Source organism: Paenibacillus sp. NPDC057967 (assembly GCF_042887015.1).
Classification (GTDB): Bacteria; Bacillota; Bacilli; order Paenibacillales; family Paenibacillaceae; genus Pristimantibacillus.
The window spans coordinates 302269-321127 of record NZ_JBHVQB010000004.1; the positions used below are offsets into that span (position 1 = coordinate 302269).

Sequence of the window (18859 nt, forward strand, 5' to 3'; positions counted from 1 at the left end):
CGAGATGGAAGCGGCCCTGCTTATGATGAATTGGCGACTTTGCCCAGCAGATAGACTAGCAATTGCTGATTATGAGTGGAGATGCGATCAAGCGAATGCTCGATCATGCCATTGCGTATGCCCCGCCCGCGCTCGGCTTCCGACAGCCCTTTCTCCGTCACCGATATCCATACAATGCGGCGATCGTTATCGTCTCTCGTGCGAGCGATGAGCCCGCCTCTCTCCATCCGGTCCAGCAGCGTCGTAATGGCGGCCGGCGTCGTGGACAAAAACTGAATAAGATCAGACGGTTTCATCGGCTGAGACTCCAGCAGAAGCTCCAGTACATTCAGCTGACCTTCTGTGAGCGGAGCAAGCGCCTGCTCCAGATTGATCTTCCACTCGCGCGACAGCTTCGTCCACACCCGAGTAAAATCTTCAGAAATCAAACTTCCCACCCGCTTTCTGTCCTATTAACCTCTTCTATGTCTATTATAGCAATTGCTCATGTCGAATAAAAGGTTAACCCAATTAATAGTTTGCGTCATTAATCGCTATAATAGCGAACCGTTTGACAGCAATTGACATATAATGTGGCGACAGCCCAGCTTCACGGGCGAAATTCCACTAACCCTGACGATAAGAAGGAGCGTGATCCCTATGGACACCAGAAAGGCTGAAGTCATGGAGCGCATACGCACTTACGGCATCATAAAAGACCCACATTGGCTTGACCGCCCGGATGAGCTTGTGCCAATGTGGGTCATGCTGGAAGCCTTCCTTGAATTAATTGAACGGCTCGACCCGCCTAATCGGCCTTTTGACTAAGCTCCGGCACGTTGCGAACAAATGTCGTCACAATACTGTCGTTCTTCTCTACCGACAGCAGTCCCTTGCCGACTGACTTGCGTTCATCGATAGGCGCTTTCTCCGAATTCAGCGTCAGCTTGGCGCCTCCTGATGTAAGCGCCACAATCTCAATCGGCTGTCTGCAATAGTAGGCAGCCGCCAGCTTGTCGCCATTGGACCGTACCCGCTTGCCTTCCTTGAATTCGAACGTCTGAACGCCTCGTCCGCCTCTGCCCTGAATCGGATAATCCAGCAGCAGAGATCGCTTCGCATATCCGATATCGGAGATGACAAGCACTTCTCCCTCATCATCCGACACCCAAAGCGCAGAGACCAGCTCATCATCATCCTTCAACTGCATGCCTCTTACGCCAGCCGCTACGCGGCCCATCGGATTCACTTCCATCTCCGCGAAGCGGATACTCATACCGTTGCGAGAGACAAGCAGCAGCTGCTTCTGGCTATCGCTAACCGTAACGCTGATGACCTCGTCGCCATCTGCAACCTTGCAAGCCGCGACGGCAGTTGAGCGCGTCGTCGCATACTCCTTCAGCTCCGTTCGCTTCACTTGACCGCGCTTCGTCACGAATACAAGCGACAAGCCCGATTCCGCTATATCCTTGATCGGTATGACGCTGATGATCGCATCATCCTTCGGCAGAGGAATAATATTCACGACTGCCGTGCCGGTATCCTTCCACTTGAAATCCGGTATTTGATGCACAGGCAGCAAGTAGTATTGTCCCTTACGGGTGAACAGCAGCAAATTATCAATCGTATTCACTTGCAGCAAATCCCGAATGACATCCCCGTCCTTCACGCCTGCACTGTCCAGCTCGCCGCCCGAGCGGGTAAAGGACATCATGCTGGTCCGCTTCATATAGCCGTCTTGGCTAAGCGTCACAAGCACATCCTCAGGCGTAACCAGAACCTCCAGATTCACCTTCAGCTCTTCCACTTCGCCCTGAATATCCGATCTGCGGTCGACCCCGTATTTGTCCCGGATCTCGACCAGCTCATCACGGATTACGCCAATCAGCTTCTTCTCGCTTTCCAGAATGGAACGCAGGTAAGCAATTTTCTTCTGCGCTTCCTTCAGTTCCTTCTCCAGCGACGTAATCTCCAGATTCGTCAGTCTGTAGAGCTGGAGCGTTAGAATTGCATCGGCCTGGCGTTCAGTAAAGCCAAACTTCGCAATCAGGTTGTCCTGGGCGTCAGCACGGTTTTTGGACGCTTTAATCGTGTTGATAACCTCATCCAAGATATTCAGCGCTTTGACAAGCCCTTCTACCACATGCGCACGGTCTTCCGCCTTTTCCAGCTCGTACTTCGTGCGGTGGGTAACTACTTCCTTCTGATGGTCAATGTACGCTGACAGCATCGGGAGAAGTCCCAGCTGCTGCGGAGCCTTATTCACGATGGCAACCATATTGAAGTTGTATGTAACCTGCAGATCGGTTTTCTTAAGCAAATAAGCCAATATTCCGTTCGCATCAGCTTCTTTTTTCAGCTCTACGACGATACGGAGACCATTACGGCCGCTCTCGTCCCGCACTTCCGCAATGCCTTCGATCTTCTTCTCCAGACGAATCGTCTCCATCGCTGTCACGAGACGCGACTTCACGACCTGATACGGAATCTCCGTAATGACGATCTGCTGCTTGCCGCCGCGCATATCCTCGATTGCTGTCTTGGAGCGAAGGTAGATGCGGCCTTTGCCCGTAGAGTATGCATCGCGGATGCCTTCCTCGCCCATGATCAGACCGCCCGTCGGGAAGTCAGGTCCTTTGACGATTGTCATCAAATCCTCAAGCGTGGAATTCGGCTTCATCATATACGTAATGCAGGCATCAATCACCTCGCGCAGGTTATGCGGAGGGATCTCTGTCGCAAATCCAGAGGAAATACCGCTTACCCCGTTAACCAGCAGGTTGGGGTATCGGGATGGCAATACAACGGGTTCTTTGGTCGTATTGTCGAAATTGTCCTTGAATTGGACGGTCCGCTTATCAATATCGCGCAGCAGTTCCATCGCAATCTTGGACAGCCGCGCCTCTGTATAGCGCATCGCCGCAGCTGGATCATCATCTTGCGAGCCCCAGTTGCCGTGACCGTCGACCAGCGGATGCCCCATCTTCCATGGCTGAGCCATTCTCACCATGCCTTCATAAATCGAAGAATCCCCGTGCGGATGGTAGTTGCCCATCACATCGCCAACGGTTTTCGCCGATTTCCGGTACGGCTTGTCCGGCGTATTGCCCGAATCGTACATCGCGTACAGAATGCGGCGCTGTACGGGCTTGAGCCCGTCTCGTACGTCGGGGATCGCGCGATCCTGTATGATGTATTTCGAATAGCGTCCGAAGCGGTCGCCTACGACCTCCTCAAGGAACGCCGGCAGGAATTGTTCCAGGATACTCATGCTTGCTCCCCCCTATTCTTCATATTCGGTAAAGTCTACGTTTTCAATGATCCAGCGCTTACGAGGATCGACCTTGTCTCCCATAAGCGTCGATACGCGGCGTTCCGCCTTGGCCGCATCCTCAATCTGTACTTGCAGCAGTGTTCTGGATTCCGGATTCATCGTCGTCTCCCATAGCTGATCCGGGTTCATCTCGCCAAGTCCCTTATACCGCTGAAGCTCGTATCCTTTGCCGTATTCCTTCAAATAATTTTGCAACTGCTCATCCGTCCAAGCATAACGAATCGTCTCCAGCTTGCCTGATTTTCTTGTAATCTTATAAAGGGGAGGCTGAGCAATATAGATTCTGCCGGTATCAATCAGCGGCTTCATATAACGATAGAAGAACGTCAGCAGCAATACTTGAATATGCGCACCGTCCGTATCCGCATCCGTCATAATTATAATTTTATTATAGTTGCTCTCCTCCGCCTCGAATTCCGGACCAACACCGGCTCCAATCGCAGAGATAATCGCCTTGTATTCGTCGTTCTTCAGAATATCGGCCAGTTTCGCCTTCTCCGGGTTCATCGGCTTGCCCTTAAGCGGTAATATCGCCTGATGCTTGGAGTCACGGCCTTGCTTCGCAGAGCCTCCAGCGGAATCGCCTTCCACGATGAACAGCTCGTTGCGCGTATAGTCCTTCGACTGCGCAGGCGTCAGCTTGCCGCCCAGATTAGAGCTTTCGCTCTTCTTCTTGCCGCTGCGGATTTCCTCGCGCGCCTTCCGGGCCGCTTCACGCGCCTTGGATGCCTGAACCGCTTTCTTCAGCAGCGACTGGGCAATCTGCGGATTCTCCTCCAGGAAAACCTGCATCTTGTCGGTTACGACCGCGTCGACTGCGCTTCTCGCAGAAGCGCTTCCGAGCTGATCCTTCGTCTGTCCGACAAATTCCACCTCAGACATCTTAATATTGATGACCGCCATCATGCCTTCGCGAAGATCGTTGCCCTCCAGGTTCTTGTCCTTCTCCTTGAGCAGCGCAGCTTTACGGGCATAATCGTTCATGACGCGCGTATAAGCGGTCTTGAAGCCCGTCTCATGCGTGCCGCCGCCTCTGGTCGGAATGGAGTTAACGAACGAAGCGATCGTCTCCGTATAGCCGTCATTGTATTGCAAAGCGACCTCAACCTCGATATCATCGCGGTCGCCAGCAAAGTGGATGACCTCATGCAGCACCGTCTTGTTTTCATTCAAATATTGAACGAACTGGCTTGCGCCGCCCTCATAATGGAAAACATCGGTTTTGCCGCTGCGATCGTCCTTGATCGTCACTTTCAGCCCCGAGTTCAGGAACGCAATCTCCTGCAGCCTCTCAGCGAGCGTGTCATAGTTGAAGGATGTTCCGGTCTGGAAGACACGTGCGTCCGGCTTGAACGTCACCTTCGTTCCTGTCCGGTTCGTATTGCCGATAATCTCAAGTCCCGTTACCGGCTCGCCGACATGCTCTTTGCCTTTGTCGTCGATCCAGTATTCGAAGCGCATTTTATGTATTTTGCCATCGCGGTAAATTTCAACTTCCAGCCACTCCGACAGCGCATTTGTTACCGAAGCGCCAACGCCGTGAAGACCGCCGGATTTCTTATATCCGCCGCCGCCGAACTTGCCGCCCGCATGCAGAATCGTGAAAACAACTTGCGGCGTTGGAATGCCGGTCTTATGCATGCCGGTCGGAATTCCGCGCCCGTTGTCGTGGACAGTGATCGAGCCGTTCTTGTGCAGCGTCACGTCCATTGCGGAGCAGAACTTCGCCAGATGCTCGTCCACCGCATTATCGACGATTTCCCATACCAGATGATGCAAGCCCGACGTGCTGGTGCTGCCGATGTACATGCCCGGCCGCTTGCGTACAGCAGTCAAGCCTTCTAATACCTGTATATCATCGGCCTCATAGTTTCGGTCTGCGGCCGCTGTGCCTGCGAGAAAATCCATTTGCTCAGCCATGAGCTTCCCCCAATCCGTATCTGCTTTTAAGTCTCGTTCTCATATCTTCAAGCTATTTTAATTCAAGATGTCCCCTTTCGTAAAGACGCGAAACGAAACGATCAATCCCGCAGCTCCCCATACAGCCAGTACGGCCAAAGAAAAAGGAAGCGTCATGCCCTCAATGGGCGGTGGAGTTCCTTCCAGATAGCTGGTCAGCTTCAGATTGACCGAAAATAAATATTTCGCACTCCTCCATGAAGAGGACATAGAGGACAAAATCGTACCGGCAATGATCGCCGACATCATCGTTACCAAGCTGGCCGCCGTACTGCGAATCAGTACGCTTACCATAAGGCCAAGCGCGGCGACGGTCATAGCGGAGAACCAGCTTAGCCCAGCCTCCATAAGTAAAAACCGCCATTGCGGTACCGCATGGACCGCCGAGCTGTCGATGGCTGATCCCTCGATCCGAAATCCGGTCAATACCGGTGCCGTCCAGCCTCCGTAACCAAAAACAAAGCCGGATATAAGGTAACACAATATAACCGTTACCGCAATGGTTAATGAAACATAAAACGTCAGAGCGCAAAGTTTACTGAATAAGATCATCCACCGTTTCACCGGTCTCGTCAGCAGCATCTTAATGGTACCGCTTGTCCTCTCGCCCGAGACGATGTCCGAGCCGATCGCCAGCACCAGCATCGGAATGAATAGCGTGATCGAATTGCCCAGAAACTCCCGCGTGAATTGTACGCCGCTCGGCTCGCTGGGATTAATGTCATGATCCAGATAATAGTGAAGCTGCTGGACGGCGATCCGTCGGCCGCGCTTCCAATCCTCCGGAATTCGGTCGCTAGCGAGCGTGTTCTCCATATCCGCAATTTGCTGTAGAATTTGGTTGCGCCAATCCGCAAAGTGCTCAGCTTGATTACTTACGACTTTATGTTCGGCATAAGTAAATACCGGTATAAGAATCAACAGAATAAGGACGATAACGATAAAACGCTTCTTCAGCCACAGCTTAAGCGCCTCATTCTGAACTAGCCCCGCCAGCTTAAGCAAGAGAATCGCTCCCTGTCAGCGCCAAGAAGAGCTCTTCCAGCGTCGGCTCCGCCTGATAGACCGCTGTTATGCCAATTCCCTTGGCCGACAGCCTCTCGACTGTGTCCGCAATGATCGTCTCCGGCATCGCCGCAACGACGATATCCGCCGGCTGGCTATCGGCTATGGTCCCGCTCCGAATCTGAATGCGAGGGTCTCTGCCTAGCTCAGCCGCGCCCTCATCCCTATTGACGAACTGCCAATAGACATATCCGGAAGCGCCTTGAATCAACTCCTCGATTTTGCCTGTGGCGATTATTCTCCCGCGGTCCATAATAAGCACTCTTTCGCACAGCATTTGAATCTCGCTTAACATATGACTGGAGATAAGCAGGCTAATGCCTTGCTCCGCAAGCCTGTGCACGAATGCCCGCAGCTCCTTTATCCCTTTCGGGTCCAGTCCGTTGGTCGGCTCATCGAGTATAAGCAGCTTGGGCCGCCCAAGCAGCGCTTGAGCAATGCCAAGCCGCTGACGCATGCCGAGGGAATATGTCTTTACTTTATCATGAATGCGATCCTGCAGCTTGACGATTGCCGTTACTTCCTGAATACGATCCGCACCCACTCCCTCTGCCATACGCGCAAAATGCTCCAGGTTCTGCCAGCCTGTCATATAGCTGTACACCTCCGGATTCTCAACGATACAGCCAACATGCCGAAGCGCCTGCTCCGGGCGGCGCTGGACGTTATGCCCGCAAATTTCAACGGTGCCGCCTGTCGGCTTGATCAGATCGACGAGCATGCGGATTGTCGTCGTTTTCCCCGCTCCATTGGGACCGAGAAAGCCGAATTTCTCTCCTTTTTGGATGTCAAAGCTCATCTGCTCGACGATCACACGGCCGTGAATCGATTTATGCAGATTCTTCACTCGAAGAACGGGTACATCATTTCCTTCCATTCAAACCTTCCTCCTTTCGTCAATCCAGCGACTCCAGCATACGGCCGGCAATCCGCTCATAGCCCTTGCGATTCGGGTGAAAATGATCCGACGACAAGTAGTCCCCGATACGACCTTCGAATAAATCAAAGGTTGGCACCATCATCATATTGGGGTAAGGATGAATAGCCGCATAAGCCCTCGTATTCCATTCTTGCATGCTTATGCTCGCCCCCCTGAGGTTGTCCAAATCATAGAAGGGATTATAGAGTCCCATATAAACGACTTTTGCTGCCGGATTCATGCGATGCAGCGTATCTGCGATGCGGCGGAAGCGCTCCAAAGCCTCCTCAATTCCCTGTGCCAGCCCGTCAACGCCCAGCGTCTTCCATTCCTTCTGAGCCATCCTTGCACGGGCAGACAGGAACAGATCATTGCCCCCAATCGTGAAGAGAATCAGATTGGCTTGCTTCACCGCATACTGATAGCCGGAATCCTCAGATAAGCGCTCCACAAGCTCAGATGCCTGCATCCCATTCACTGCCAGGTTGTTCAAGACTTGCACCGGCTTATCGTATTTCTTCTTCAATCCGTCAGTCACATGCTGCACGTATCCCTTGCCCGTCTCATCCCCGGTGCCTTTCGTCAATGAATCGCCTAGTGCAACGATTCGAATCTCCTTTAGGTCTGCGAGAGATGCCTCATGCCCCGGAGGAGGCTGGGATGTACCATCAGGAGCCGGCCTCTGGGCCAAGACCGCGGGGGCAATCAGCATATCGCTGATTACAATGCCCAGCCCCGTCACTAGCACTCCCGTCGACAGGAGGGAGCAAGCGGCAATCCAGCCCCACAGTATTCGAGTTCTCTTCATATTCGCCCCTCCAAGTCGGCTTGTTCGTCATAACCGGCATCTTGCATCTGTCGTGTCAGATGTTACCATGGTTTGCATTTCAGCCGCGCCTTATGCCATGCGCACGAAAAAAAAGATGCGCTAAGCGCATCCTGCAGGGACTTGTTCCGTTCGTTGAATCCGATAAACGATAGCAGCTCCGATCCTCTTAACGCGTAATGGCAACCCGTATTATGCTGGATGCCGCATCATAGATCTGACCGTATTGCTCAAGCGGGAGCGGATTGGTCCCTTTGCCCAGCTCAATCGTAAAGCCCGGCCTGCGCCAGTCCTGAATGAACCAATCCTTATAGCCGGCCGTGCTGTCCACATTGCGGATGGACTCGTAACCGCTCGCTTCGGCGAAAGCCGCAGCCAATGCCGCCGACTCCGGCGGCTCCAAGCCTTCAAAGCCCCAGAAGAACACCTCCCCTTGCGTATGGAAGGCCAATACCCGCAGGAACGAATCCCTCCGGGTCAGCTCAGCCAGCGCCTGCACCTCAGGCTCGGTAAGCGGTGCTGCACCAGAGTAGTCTCGCGGAGCAGGCGACTGCGGTCCGATAGCCGCATCGCGCTCCCACAAGGCCGGAAACTGTTTGTTCAGATCGACGCCTCTGATATTGGCTTTCCAGCCGCTAAAGTCCGAGCTGCCTTCATTAATGGCAAGCACCTCGCTGCGTACGGGCTCCGCTTCCGGCAGTCCGCCCACCACCAGATCGACGCCGTCGGGATTCAGCATGGGAACAACCGACAGCGTCACAGCCAAATATGGCGCGTACATGGCTGTCCCTTGCCAATCCATGCTATTCGTAACGCTCATGGCGTATTCGTTCAGAAACTGGACGAGCACCGGAGTCGTAATCCATTCATTCGCGTGAATGGAGCCGTTCGCATGAATGATTCGGTCGCCGCTGCCAATTCGAATTTCCGTTAGGGGCTTGCCCATTACGCTATTGCCGATCGAGGAGCGTCTCAGGAACGGATAAACGTCAAGCAGTCTGCCCAGATCCTCTTCAAGAGCCGCGACGTTATAATTGCGCTGCGGATTGGTGACCAGCTCCATGACGCGTCTTGGTATGCGTATGGTATCTCCCACCTGCAGGTTATTGCTTTCCAGTCCCGGGTTGGTCTGCAGCAGCAGCTCCGCCGAAATGCCGTTGCGCGTTGCGATACGCCATAGCGAATCCCCGCTTGCGATCCGATATTCTACCCACTGGAATCCCGGTATTTGCACAGCCTGGCCGATGTACAGCGCTTCCGGCTCAATCCCAGGATTGGAATCCACGATTAGACGGAAGGGAACACCGAAGAGGATGCTGTACTTCCAGAGCGAATCCCCGCTTCTTACCGTAACTTGCATGACGTCAATGCCTCCTTCACCCTCCAAAATTCTCATTAGAATAAAGTATGGGCCTCTGCCGGAATTGGTGCCTAGATACAAAGAAAGCCCCCGCACAGTGGCGGAAGGCTCCTGATCTTATTTATATTTGCTCCATTTGCTGTCGCTGTTCTCCAGTAGGTAAGAGAAGTCATTCTCCAGACGCTTCTTCTCTTGCTTCTTCGCTTCTTCCTCCTGCAAGCGCTGCTTCTCCTTGCGATCGGCCTCCGCTGTCTTCAGCTCGTCTGCCTGCGCCTTAAGCTTTTGCAGGGTATCCGCACCCAACAATTCCTTCAGCGTAGCGCCTCCCGCTTCCGTACGCTCCTGCTCATTGCTGCGCTTCGGCTGCGGCTGCCTCTGCTTGCCTTTCTTTGCCATCCTGATTCACCTACTCGTTATCGTATTCAATATGAAGTGATTCCGCCGCTCTGCGCGCAAGCGCGCGTGCCGACTCTGTATCAGAGGCCGTGCTGAGAGCCACAGCCATACGCCGGCCTACTTTCGTTTCCGGCTTGCCGAACAAGCGGACTTGCGTATTCGGTACAGCAAGCGCATCCTCTAGCCCGCCAATGCGGAAGGATTGCGACTCGCGGTCCGCCTTGAGCGTATGCGAAGCGCCCGGCGACAGAAGCCGGATCGTCGGAATCGGATAGCCCAGAATCGCACGAATATGCAGCGCGAATTCCGACAGATCCTGCGTCGCCATCGTGACCATGCCTGTATCATGCGGACGAGGCGATACTTCGCTGAAGAGAACCCCGTCCTTGGTCAGGAACAGCTCAACGCCGTAAAGGCCGTAGCCGCCCAGCTCCTCCGTAATGCGATAGGCGATCTCTTCCGCTTGGCGGATCTGCACGTCTGTCATGTCATGCGGCTGCCACGACTCGATATAGTCCCCATCCTTCTGCACATGCCCGATCGGCGCGCAGTAGCTGGTGCCGTTCACTGAACGGATCGTGAGCAGCGTTATTTCCGATTCGAAGGTCACAAATCCTTCTACAATAATACGGCTCTTCTTGGCGCGGCCGCCTTCCATGGCATAATTCCAGCAGCCCTCCAGCTCAGCCTCCGTACGGCACACGCTTTGGCCTTTGCCCGATGAACTCATAATCGGCTTGATGACGCATGGATAACCCAGCACATCTGCAGCAGCCCTCAGCTCATCCAGCGTATCGGCGAAACGGTACGGCGCTGTGGGCAGGCTCAGCGTCTCGGCTGCCAGCCTGCGGATACCCTCGCGGTCCATCGTCAATCGCGCAGCCCGGGCAGTCGGGATGACGCGGTGTCCTTCGCTCTCCAGCGCAAGCAGCGTCTCGGTCGCAATTGCTTCAATCTCCGGCACAATAAAATCTGGCTTCTCCTGCTCGATAATGCGGCGAATACCTTCACCGTCCAGCATATCGACCACATAGCTGCGATGTGCAACCTGCATCGCCGGCGCATTCGCATAACGGTCTACCGCGATTGTCTCTACGCCCAGGCGCTGCGCTTCAAGAACGACTTCCTTGCCTAATTCTCCCGATCCTAGTAACAGCACTTTACGAGCGTTCGATGTTAAGGGTGAGCCATACATATGAGAAAGAACCTCCTGGAACATCTTCGTCTGGTTTCACTCAAATAACGAGATCCCCTTCAGACAAAAACGGTTTTCTTCCATTGTGGAGGTTCTTTCGTGAAAAATCAATATAAAGGAGCAGATAATTGCTGAAACGTTCGGTTTTTGAGGCTATAAATAGCGATATTGCGCTTCAATCAAGCCATGATATACGCCTTTTGTTGCCATCAGCGCTTCATGATTGCCTTGTTCTACAATTAAACCATGATCCAGCACGATAATATCGTCCGCATGGCGAATCGTGGACAAGCGGTGAGCGATCATGAAAGACGTACGTCCTGCAAGCAGCGTCTTCAGCGCTTCCTGGATTTTCAGCTCGGTCTCCGTATCGATGCTTGCGGTCGCTTCGTCAAGAATGAGAATTTGCGGGTCCGCCAGCAAAGCCCGCGCGAACGACAGCAGCTGCCGCTGTCCCATGGACAATACGTTGCCCCGCTCCTCTACTTCTGTCTCATACCCGTCAGGCAGTGACATAATGAAGTCGTGGGCATGCACGGCTTTCGCCGCATCCTCGGTCTCCGCATCGGTCGCATTCAAACGGCCGTACCGGATATTGTCGCGAATCGTACCCGCAAAAATAAAGGTATCCTGCAGCACGATGCCGACCTGCGAGCGAAGACTCTCAATCGAGACATCGCGAATGTCGGTGCCGTCGATAAGCACCCGGCCTTGCACGGGATCATAGAAGCGGCACAGCAGGTTGATAATCGTACTTTTGCCGGAGCCGGTATGACCGACAAGGGCGATCGATTGGCCTGCCTTCACGTCGATGCTGATGCCTTTCAGCGCCGGTCTGTCCTTCTCGTATTCGAAAATGATTTGATCGAACTTGACATCGCCTTTGATCGCAGGAAGCGGCTTCGCGTCCTTAGTCTCGGCTACCGTCGTCTCTTCATCAATAAACTCGAAAATCCGCTCGGAGGATGCCATAGCGATCAGCAGCTGGGAATACATTTGGCCCAATCGGTTGATTGGCTCCCAGAAGTTGCCGATGTAGTTGGCGAAGGCGAACAACAGACCAATCGTGATCGCCTGAATCTGGATCAAATGCGTGCCATACCAGAACAGGATACAAGTACCGATGGCAGCCGTCACTTCAATGACGGGGCCGAAGGCCTGGTTCAGCGCGGACGCTTTGTTCCAGGACTTAATATTGTCCGTGTTCATATGGTTGAAGAAGGCCATATTGTCCTTCTCTTGCACATACGCTTGCGTAACCTTCATTCCTTGAATGCTTTCGTTCAAATGGGCGTTGATCCGCGATTGCTTCATCCGCACATCCTGCCAGGCGAAGCGGATGCGCTTGCGCAAGGAGGTCGATACGATGAACATAATCGGAACGGTAATCATAACAGCCAGACCCAGCTTGACGTTCAGCGCCAGCAATATAATGACGATGCCCACAAGCTGGATACAGTCCATCAGAAGATTCACGACACCATTTGTGAACAAGTCTTGCAAGGCGTTGACATCATTCGTAACCCGAACGAGTACGGAGCCTGCCGGACGCTTGTCATAGAAGCGGAACGACAGCTTCTGGATATGCTGGAACAGATGGTTGCGCAGGTCGTAGATGACTTTTTGCCCAATGATGCTTGTATACTTGATCCGGTATCGGTTAGACGCCCATTGCACAATGTAGAGCGCCAGCATAAGCCCGCCGATTACCGCCAGCATGCCGGTGCTTTTAGAGCCCTTATCGGCATCCAGAATGCTGTCGATGACATAGAGCATCAGGAACGGAATCGCAAGTCTGGTCAGCGTGCCGAGGATCATCATGACAAGGACGGGCATCAGTTCTCGCTTGTATGGCATCATGTACGTATAGAGACGGCGCAGCTGCGCCCAGTTAAACGGCTTTTCGATCGCCTCGTCGTCCTGGTAGACGAAGCGTTCATTGCGGCTTCGCCCTTTGGCGGATGCTTTTGCACTCATTTTGCGTTGCTCCTTCTCCGGTCTTGAATATCAATCACGGCATATTCATCTTCATCGTCATTGACATAGTCCGCGTATTGGATTTTATAGGTCTCGCGGTAAGGCCCCTTCTGTGCAATTAGCTCAGCATGCTTGCCTCGCTGCACGATATTCCCCTTATCAAGCACAATAATCTCGTCTGCGTGACGCAGGGATGAGATGCGATGAGCGATAATGAACGTAGTTCTTCCAGCCATCAGCTCCTTGAAGCCCGCTTGAATCTCATGCTCCGTCTCCATGTCGACCGCGCTTGTCGCATCATCCAGAATCAGGATGCGCGGGTTTTTGATCAGCGCGCGCGCAATGGCGATACGCTGCTTCTGTCCGCCGGACAAGCCCATGCCCCGCTCACCGACGACAGTATCGTAACCAAGCGGCAGCTCCATAATGAAATCATGCGCTTTGGACAGCTTGGCGGCATGCTCGATTTGCTCTTGGGTGACATCCCGGATACCGTAAGCAATATTGTCGCGGATCGATGCCGAGAACAGGAATGTCTCCTGGAACACTGGCGCGATCTGCCGCCTAAGCGACTCGACATCCACATTTTTGATATCCATCCCATCCAGCATGATACGGCCATTCTTCACGTTGTATGCCCGCATCAGAAGCTGAATGATCGTCGATTTGCCCGATCCCGTGCCGCCCAACAGGCCAATCACCGATCCTGCCGGAGCGTCAATGTCGATAGCCGTCAGAGCGGCCGATTTATCGGGATAATTAAACGTCACATTTTCAAAGCGGACATGCCCTTTCACGTTGCGTGCGTCCAGCTCAACAGCGTCCTTTACGTTTTTCACATGCACATGCTCGTTCAGGAGGCCAAGCACGCGTTCGCCCGACGCTTTGAACTGCGTGTAGTTGTTAATATGGAAGCCGAGTCCCCACATAGGGCCGATAATATACCAGATCAAGCTGAAGAAGGCTACGAATTCGCCTAGCAGCAGCGAACCGTTAATGACCATAATCCCGCCGGTAATGAGCAGAATGACTGCGCTCAAATTGGCCACCAGCTCCATAACCGGGAAAAATTTCGCCCAGATTTGCGCCGCTCCTACCTGGTTCGTCTGATACGCTTCGCTGCGTACGGAGAACTTCGATACTTCATGCGATTCTCGGGCGAAGGACTTCACCGTGCGAACGCCTGTAATGTTCTCTTGGACGGCCGTCGTCAGATTGCTCATCGCCTGGCGCATTTCACGGAATGCCGGATGAATCAGCTTCTCGAAGCGAAGAGCCAGAATCGCGAGGATCGGAATCGGCAACAGCGTAATAAGCATCAGCTGCCAGTTCAGATACAGCATCATAGCGCCGCCGAAAGCAATCATGAGCACCATGTTCAAGATTTGGGCGAAGCCAAATCCGATAAAGTTGCGGATAGCCTCCAAGTCTGCTGTAAGCCGCGACATGAGATCGCCCGTCTTGGCCTTGTCGTAATATTGATAGGATAAGGTCTGAAGCTTGTCATACAAGGCGTTGCGCAAGCGGAAGGCGACTCTGTTGCCCAGTCTACTGCCAAAAAAGCCATGCAGAAACTGATTGAGCGCTTTCAAAGAAATGACTCCCACGACAATGAGCGCGAGCTGCGGTACAAGCTCGAACTTCCGCGGTGTAATGACATCATCGATCAGATAACGCAACAGATTCGGGTAGACAAGCCCCAGCGCCGTGGCGATCATCAAAAACAAGATCGATGCAATTAAGAACTTTCTCTCCGGCATATAAAAAGCCTTTAATTGCCTCAGTACGTCCAACGAAACCCAACTCCCCATCTCTGTTATGTAAGCATGAATGAATCTTATCAGCATCGCTTTAGAGGAGCAAATTCGATAATTTTGCGAATTTTTATGTAGAAGCGCTTAAACTCCCGCTAGCGGAATTGGAAACGGTTAAACCTCCCAAATCGTCCCGAATCGATACCATAATGTGCGTATTACTCCGTTTTTGCATATTTTCACACAAGACAACCTAAACTTTTTTCCAGTTCAGCCAAGCGTGCTCGAAAAAAAGAATGCTTTCCCGGAAAAGAAATTCCGTGAAAGCATTCCATAAATCGGATGAGACAACAGCAGTCCCTCGGTTAGCCTTGGATTGCTGCAAGCTTCGCCTGAAGCTTCTTCAACTCTTCCAGCTGCCCGCTGTCGGTTAGCGTTGCGCGCTTGCCATCGGCAAAGGCAGTCACATCCTGCTTCAAGAAGCCGCTAGCCTGGCCGGCAGCGCTTTGCCAGACGCGCTCATAATGAACGGTCCAATCGGCAATGACAACTTCCATCCAGCGCTGAAGCTCTGGTGCGATGCGTGTCTCCAGCTCCTTGCGCAGCTGCGTTTTGCCTTCTCCCTCAAAGAACTGGCGAGGTGACTTGAAGCGGCTCCACAGCCATTTTGCGTCCATGCCCTCCGCTTCCCAATCCTTCGCTTGCTCGGGAGCTTGCACGCTCTCAGCCGGATAAGGTGCTGGCAAATAGTCTGCAAGCAGCTCCGTCAATTCTTCACTGCAACGATCGTATTGCTTCTTGAGGTTGGTATGCAGCGCCCGCTCCATACGAAGCGTGGTCGCCAGAAGCTCCTGCGACAACTCACGCTGCATCAGTCTTTGCAGCTCCAGCCATGATGTCCATACCATCCGGCGCAAATCGCGGCCATCGTCCTGCAGTGAGGCCGGATTGAAGGCCAGATGATAGAAATCGCCGAATCGGTATTGCAGTCTCTGAATGACGTAATAGAGAAGTTCGTTGATTTCCTGCTTCAGTCCATGCGGAATAAGACTGGCGGCCATCGTATCCACAAGTGCCGCCGACTGCCCTGCCGCATCAAATAATTGACGCAGCTGCGCTTCACGCTGCGAAGCGTCGCCTTCGGCTCCGCGCACCCAGCCGCTCACTGTCCCTATCGTACGAGCCAGCTCCTGATAAGCGGATTCTACGGCGAGCCGTCCTAAATCATTAGTAATAAAGGAAAGGAAAGCCGATTCCAATTGCGGCATACGAGACCGCTCCAGCAGCTGATGATCGGCGTCCATCTTGCCGTCAAGCGCTTCGATACTGGATACCGGGAACAATCTTGGCGAACGGATCGCATGCTGCAGCAGGTTGGACTCTACATGCGCAAGTACACCCTGCAGTTCCTCTTCGTCTGCAGCCAAATCCGCCGCATTGACGACAAAAAACATTTTATCCAGCTCGAACTGGTCCTTCACTCGGCCCAACTGGTCGAGGAATTGGCGGTCCGCTTGCGAGAATGCATGATTGTAATAGGTTACGAACAGAACCGCATCCGCGTTTTTAATATAATTGAACGCTACGCCTGTATGGCGCGCATTGACAGAATCTGCTCCAGGCGTATCCACCAGTACAATGCCTTCGGCTGTTAACGCGCATTCATAGTGAAAATCAATCTCGCTAACGAAGCAAGAACGGGATTCTTCCGCCACGTACTTGGCATAATCCGCCCGATCGGTCTTCAGCTCCTTGCCAAGCAGCGGCTCATGCCGCTCCCAGCCTTGACGCGCTGCGCGCAGGAAGCTGTAATGAGGCCGTCCGCCTGCGCCGATGGATTGCGGCGTCAGCTTGTCGATCGCCTTCAGGATTGAGGCCGCATCCGGCATATGGGCTTCGGATGCTTGCTCGCCGAGCAGCGCAAGAGAGTAGCGCAAGTCGGCTAGTACAACCTCCCTGCTCTTCATCACGACACGCGCTTCGCCATGCCCGTATTCCGGTGTAGGGGGCATAAGACGATTAATCGCCGCTGTCGTCGGATTCGGAGACACGGGCAATACAGCGTCGCCGATGAGTGCATTTGCGAGCGATGACTTGCCAGCGCTGAATGCGCCGAACAACGCAACCGTAAACCGGCTGCTCTGGAGGCGCTCAGCCTTCTCACGCATCGCAAGAGCAGCCGAGCGAAGCGCCGCTTGCGAAGAAATCAGCTCAGCCGCCTGAATGAGCTTGCCCGCAGCTTCGCCCTGTTTGGAGCGAACAGCTTCATTATTCAATCCCGAAGCAGCCTGAGTGCTGCGATGCACCCCTGCCTCCAATGTAGCTGCCACTTGGTTATCAGGACGGTCAGGATGCGAGACAACAGGCGTTGCCCCCACTTGCTCTTCCTTTACAGCAGCGGAGCCGTCAAGCTGGGCAGATGCATCGCTGCGTTCCGTTGCTGAGGATGACACAGTCTCAGCAGGCTTAGGCAGCACAGGCGCCGCAATCGGCGCTGGCAGCATCCGCCGCATCTCGGCTGCATCCTGCTCCAGCTTCGCTGCTATGCTCTCCAGCTCGTGAATCGCATTAGCCTGGCTTTGAACCTCTGCCAGCCTCTGCCCTGCCTCTGCACGCTCAGCTTCGCTTGCCGCAGATGCGCTGACCGCAATCTCGTCAATGACGTCAAGCGCACGCTGGCGATAGACGCTCTTAATGTCTGCGGCCAGCTCCTTGCTGAACGTCATCGTATATTCGTTGCCCATGACGGCTCCAGCCTTCACTCTGCCGATCAGCCAATTACCGTCCGGTGCCCAAGAAAGCTCCGAAGCCAGAGTTCCCTCCAGCTTCTCCAGGCTATAGCTCGCCGCCTCTGCTGCTTTGCGCAGCAGTTGCTTGACATGCCACTCGATCGATGCGCTTACCAGACTGGACAGCTCCGCCTGGAAGGCTTCCAGCCTTCTCTCCTGCTCAGCGGCCGTCTTTGCGCCCGCGAATAAAAGCCCGGTCTTAAAGCCCGGCTTGCGGCTCTCCAGAAAGGCATGGGCCAAGTCACGCAGAGGCGCCGGCGTAATATTCGCGTTATCCAGCAGCGATTGAAGCTCCTGACGCAGCTTCGTTCGATACACTTCTTGCTGGGCGGCAAGGTTGTCAATCCGCGCACGAAGCTCCTGCAGCTCACCAGACACGGCTGCCATCGCTTCTTCGCCTCCGGCTTCCGCGATTAGACGCTCGCGCTCCGGCTCCTGACGCTCTTCAAGCCACTTCAGGTGAGTCTCCGTCAGATGTCTGAGCGAAGCGTCCACACTATACGCGCAAAGCTCCTCGCGCTGCTCAGCCAGCTTGCTGATCAGACCGGTCAGCTTATGCCATTCATGATGGGGATGCTCCGGTTTTCTAAGCGATAAATAGACAATACCGGCAGGCTCCAAATGCCATGCCTGGAATGCTTCTTCTACGCTATTGCGATAATCGGAGAAACTAAGCTCCCTGTCACGATGCTTATCGATTTGATTGACAATAAAATATAAGGGCTTGCCCCAATCCTTCAATTCCTTGGCGAACGCAAAGTTAATTTCCGATTGGACATGATTGTAATCCATCACATAAAACACGACATCCGCCAAATGCAGCGCCGATTCCGTGGACATCCGGTGCGCATCGTCCGTCGAGTCGATGCCAGGCGTATCAAGCAGGACCGTTTCATTGCCCAGCAATTCACTTGGATAAACAATCGACACGGACGTATATTGCTCGCCGTCTACACAATATTGATCTAGCTCGCCGATCGGCACTTCCGCTTGAATCGTTGTGCCGTCCTCCGTTACTTTCTCTACTTCCGCATAAGCCCGCTCGCCGCCTCTAATAGATACGACGTTAGCGCTGGTCGGAATCGGACTGGACGGGAGCAGCTGAGCTCCGCAAAGCCGATTGACCAGCGTAGATTTGCCTGCCGAGAAATGTCCGCATAACGCAACAGTAAGCCGACCTTCGGTCAGCTTACTAGTTAGCTCACGCGCCTGCCGCGCGCGTATAGGGTCTCCTGCCTCGGTCATTGCGGCGCTTGCGGTCCGAAGTGCTTCCGCTATGCCTTGTACCGTCATTGTTGTCATCTCC

General features: G+C 53.7%; 13 protein-coding genes. 1 reads left to right on the forward strand and 12 read right to left on the reverse strand.

Features of this window, described 5'->3' with window-relative positions; genetic code table 11:
* Positions 1-20 precede the first annotated feature (20 nt).
* On the reverse strand, positions 21-428 hold the full coding sequence (locus ACFVSO_RS11815) for a MarR family winged helix-turn-helix transcriptional regulator (protein ID WP_387474270.1): 408 nt from the start codon (positions 426-428) through the stop codon (positions 21-23).
* A 211-nt stretch (positions 429-639) separates the two neighbouring features.
* Between ACFVSO_RS11815 and ACFVSO_RS11820 the strand changes: the two genes are divergently transcribed.
* Entirely contained in the window at positions 640-807 is a 168-nt protein-coding gene (locus tag ACFVSO_RS11820) for a hypothetical protein (RefSeq protein ID WP_387473530.1), read from the forward strand.
* Here ACFVSO_RS11820 and gyrA read toward each other — a convergent pair.
* From gyrA to ACFVSO_RS11875, 11 genes are all read right to left on the reverse strand, one after another.
* Positions 788-3250 carry a DNA gyrase subunit A gene (gyrA, locus tag ACFVSO_RS11825; RefSeq protein ID WP_387473532.1) on the reverse strand — a complete coding sequence of 821 codons (2463 nt, stop codon included), beginning with the start codon at positions 3248-3250 and terminating at the stop codon, positions 788-790. The two genes, ACFVSO_RS11820 and gyrA, sit on opposite strands and share 20 nt — an antisense overlap.
* 12 nt (positions 3251-3262) lie before the next feature.
* Complete coding sequence (gene parE, locus ACFVSO_RS11830) at positions 3263-5233, reverse strand: DNA topoisomerase IV subunit B (RefSeq protein WP_387473534.1); 1971 nt, start codon at positions 5231-5233, stop codon at positions 3263-3265.
* 57 nt (positions 5234-5290) lie between these two features.
* Positions 5291-6277, reverse strand: coding sequence for an ABC transporter permease (locus ACFVSO_RS11835; RefSeq protein ID WP_387473537.1), 987 nt, complete (start codon positions 6275-6277; stop codon positions 5291-5293).
* Complete coding sequence (locus ACFVSO_RS11840) at positions 6270-7214, reverse strand: ABC transporter ATP-binding protein (RefSeq protein WP_387473539.1); 945 nt, start codon at positions 7212-7214, stop codon at positions 6270-6272. The genes ACFVSO_RS11835 and ACFVSO_RS11840 overlap by 8 nt, the downstream gene beginning before the upstream one ends.
* Positions 7215-7233: 19 nt before the next feature.
* Positions 7234-8064 (reverse strand): GDSL-type esterase/lipase family protein, encoded by an 831-nt coding sequence (locus ACFVSO_RS11845; RefSeq protein ID WP_387473541.1) that lies wholly within the window; start codon positions 8062-8064, stop codon positions 7234-7236.
* 187 nt (positions 8065-8251) lie between these two features.
* A complete protein-coding gene (locus ACFVSO_RS11850) occupies positions 8252-9442 on the reverse strand; it encodes a M14 family metallopeptidase (RefSeq protein ID WP_387473543.1) in 1191 nt (396 codons plus the stop codon).
* A gap of 117 nt (positions 9443-9559) precedes the next feature.
* Positions 9560-9838: a YqkE family protein gene (locus ACFVSO_RS11855; RefSeq protein ID WP_387473545.1), complete on the reverse strand. Its 279-nt coding sequence runs from the start codon at positions 9836-9838 to the stop codon at positions 9560-9562.
* Between the two features lie 10 nt (positions 9839-9848).
* Complete coding sequence (gene purT, locus ACFVSO_RS11860) at positions 9849-11033, reverse strand: formate-dependent phosphoribosylglycinamide formyltransferase (protein ID WP_387473547.1); 1185 nt, start codon at positions 11031-11033, stop codon at positions 9849-9851.
* Between the two features lie 153 nt (positions 11034-11186).
* Entirely contained in the window at positions 11187-13010 is a 1824-nt protein-coding gene (locus ACFVSO_RS11865) for an ABC transporter ATP-binding protein (RefSeq protein WP_387473549.1), read from the reverse strand.
* Positions 13007-14803, reverse strand: a complete 1797-nt coding sequence (locus ACFVSO_RS11870; RefSeq protein WP_387473552.1) for an ABC transporter ATP-binding protein — start codon at positions 14801-14803, stop codon at positions 13007-13009. The genes ACFVSO_RS11865 and ACFVSO_RS11870 overlap by 4 nt, the downstream gene beginning before the upstream one ends.
* Positions 14804-15129: 326 nt before the next feature.
* Entirely contained in the window at positions 15130-18855 is a 3726-nt protein-coding gene (locus ACFVSO_RS11875; protein WP_387473555.1) for a dynamin family protein, read from the reverse strand.
* Positions 18856-18859 lie beyond the last annotated feature (4 nt).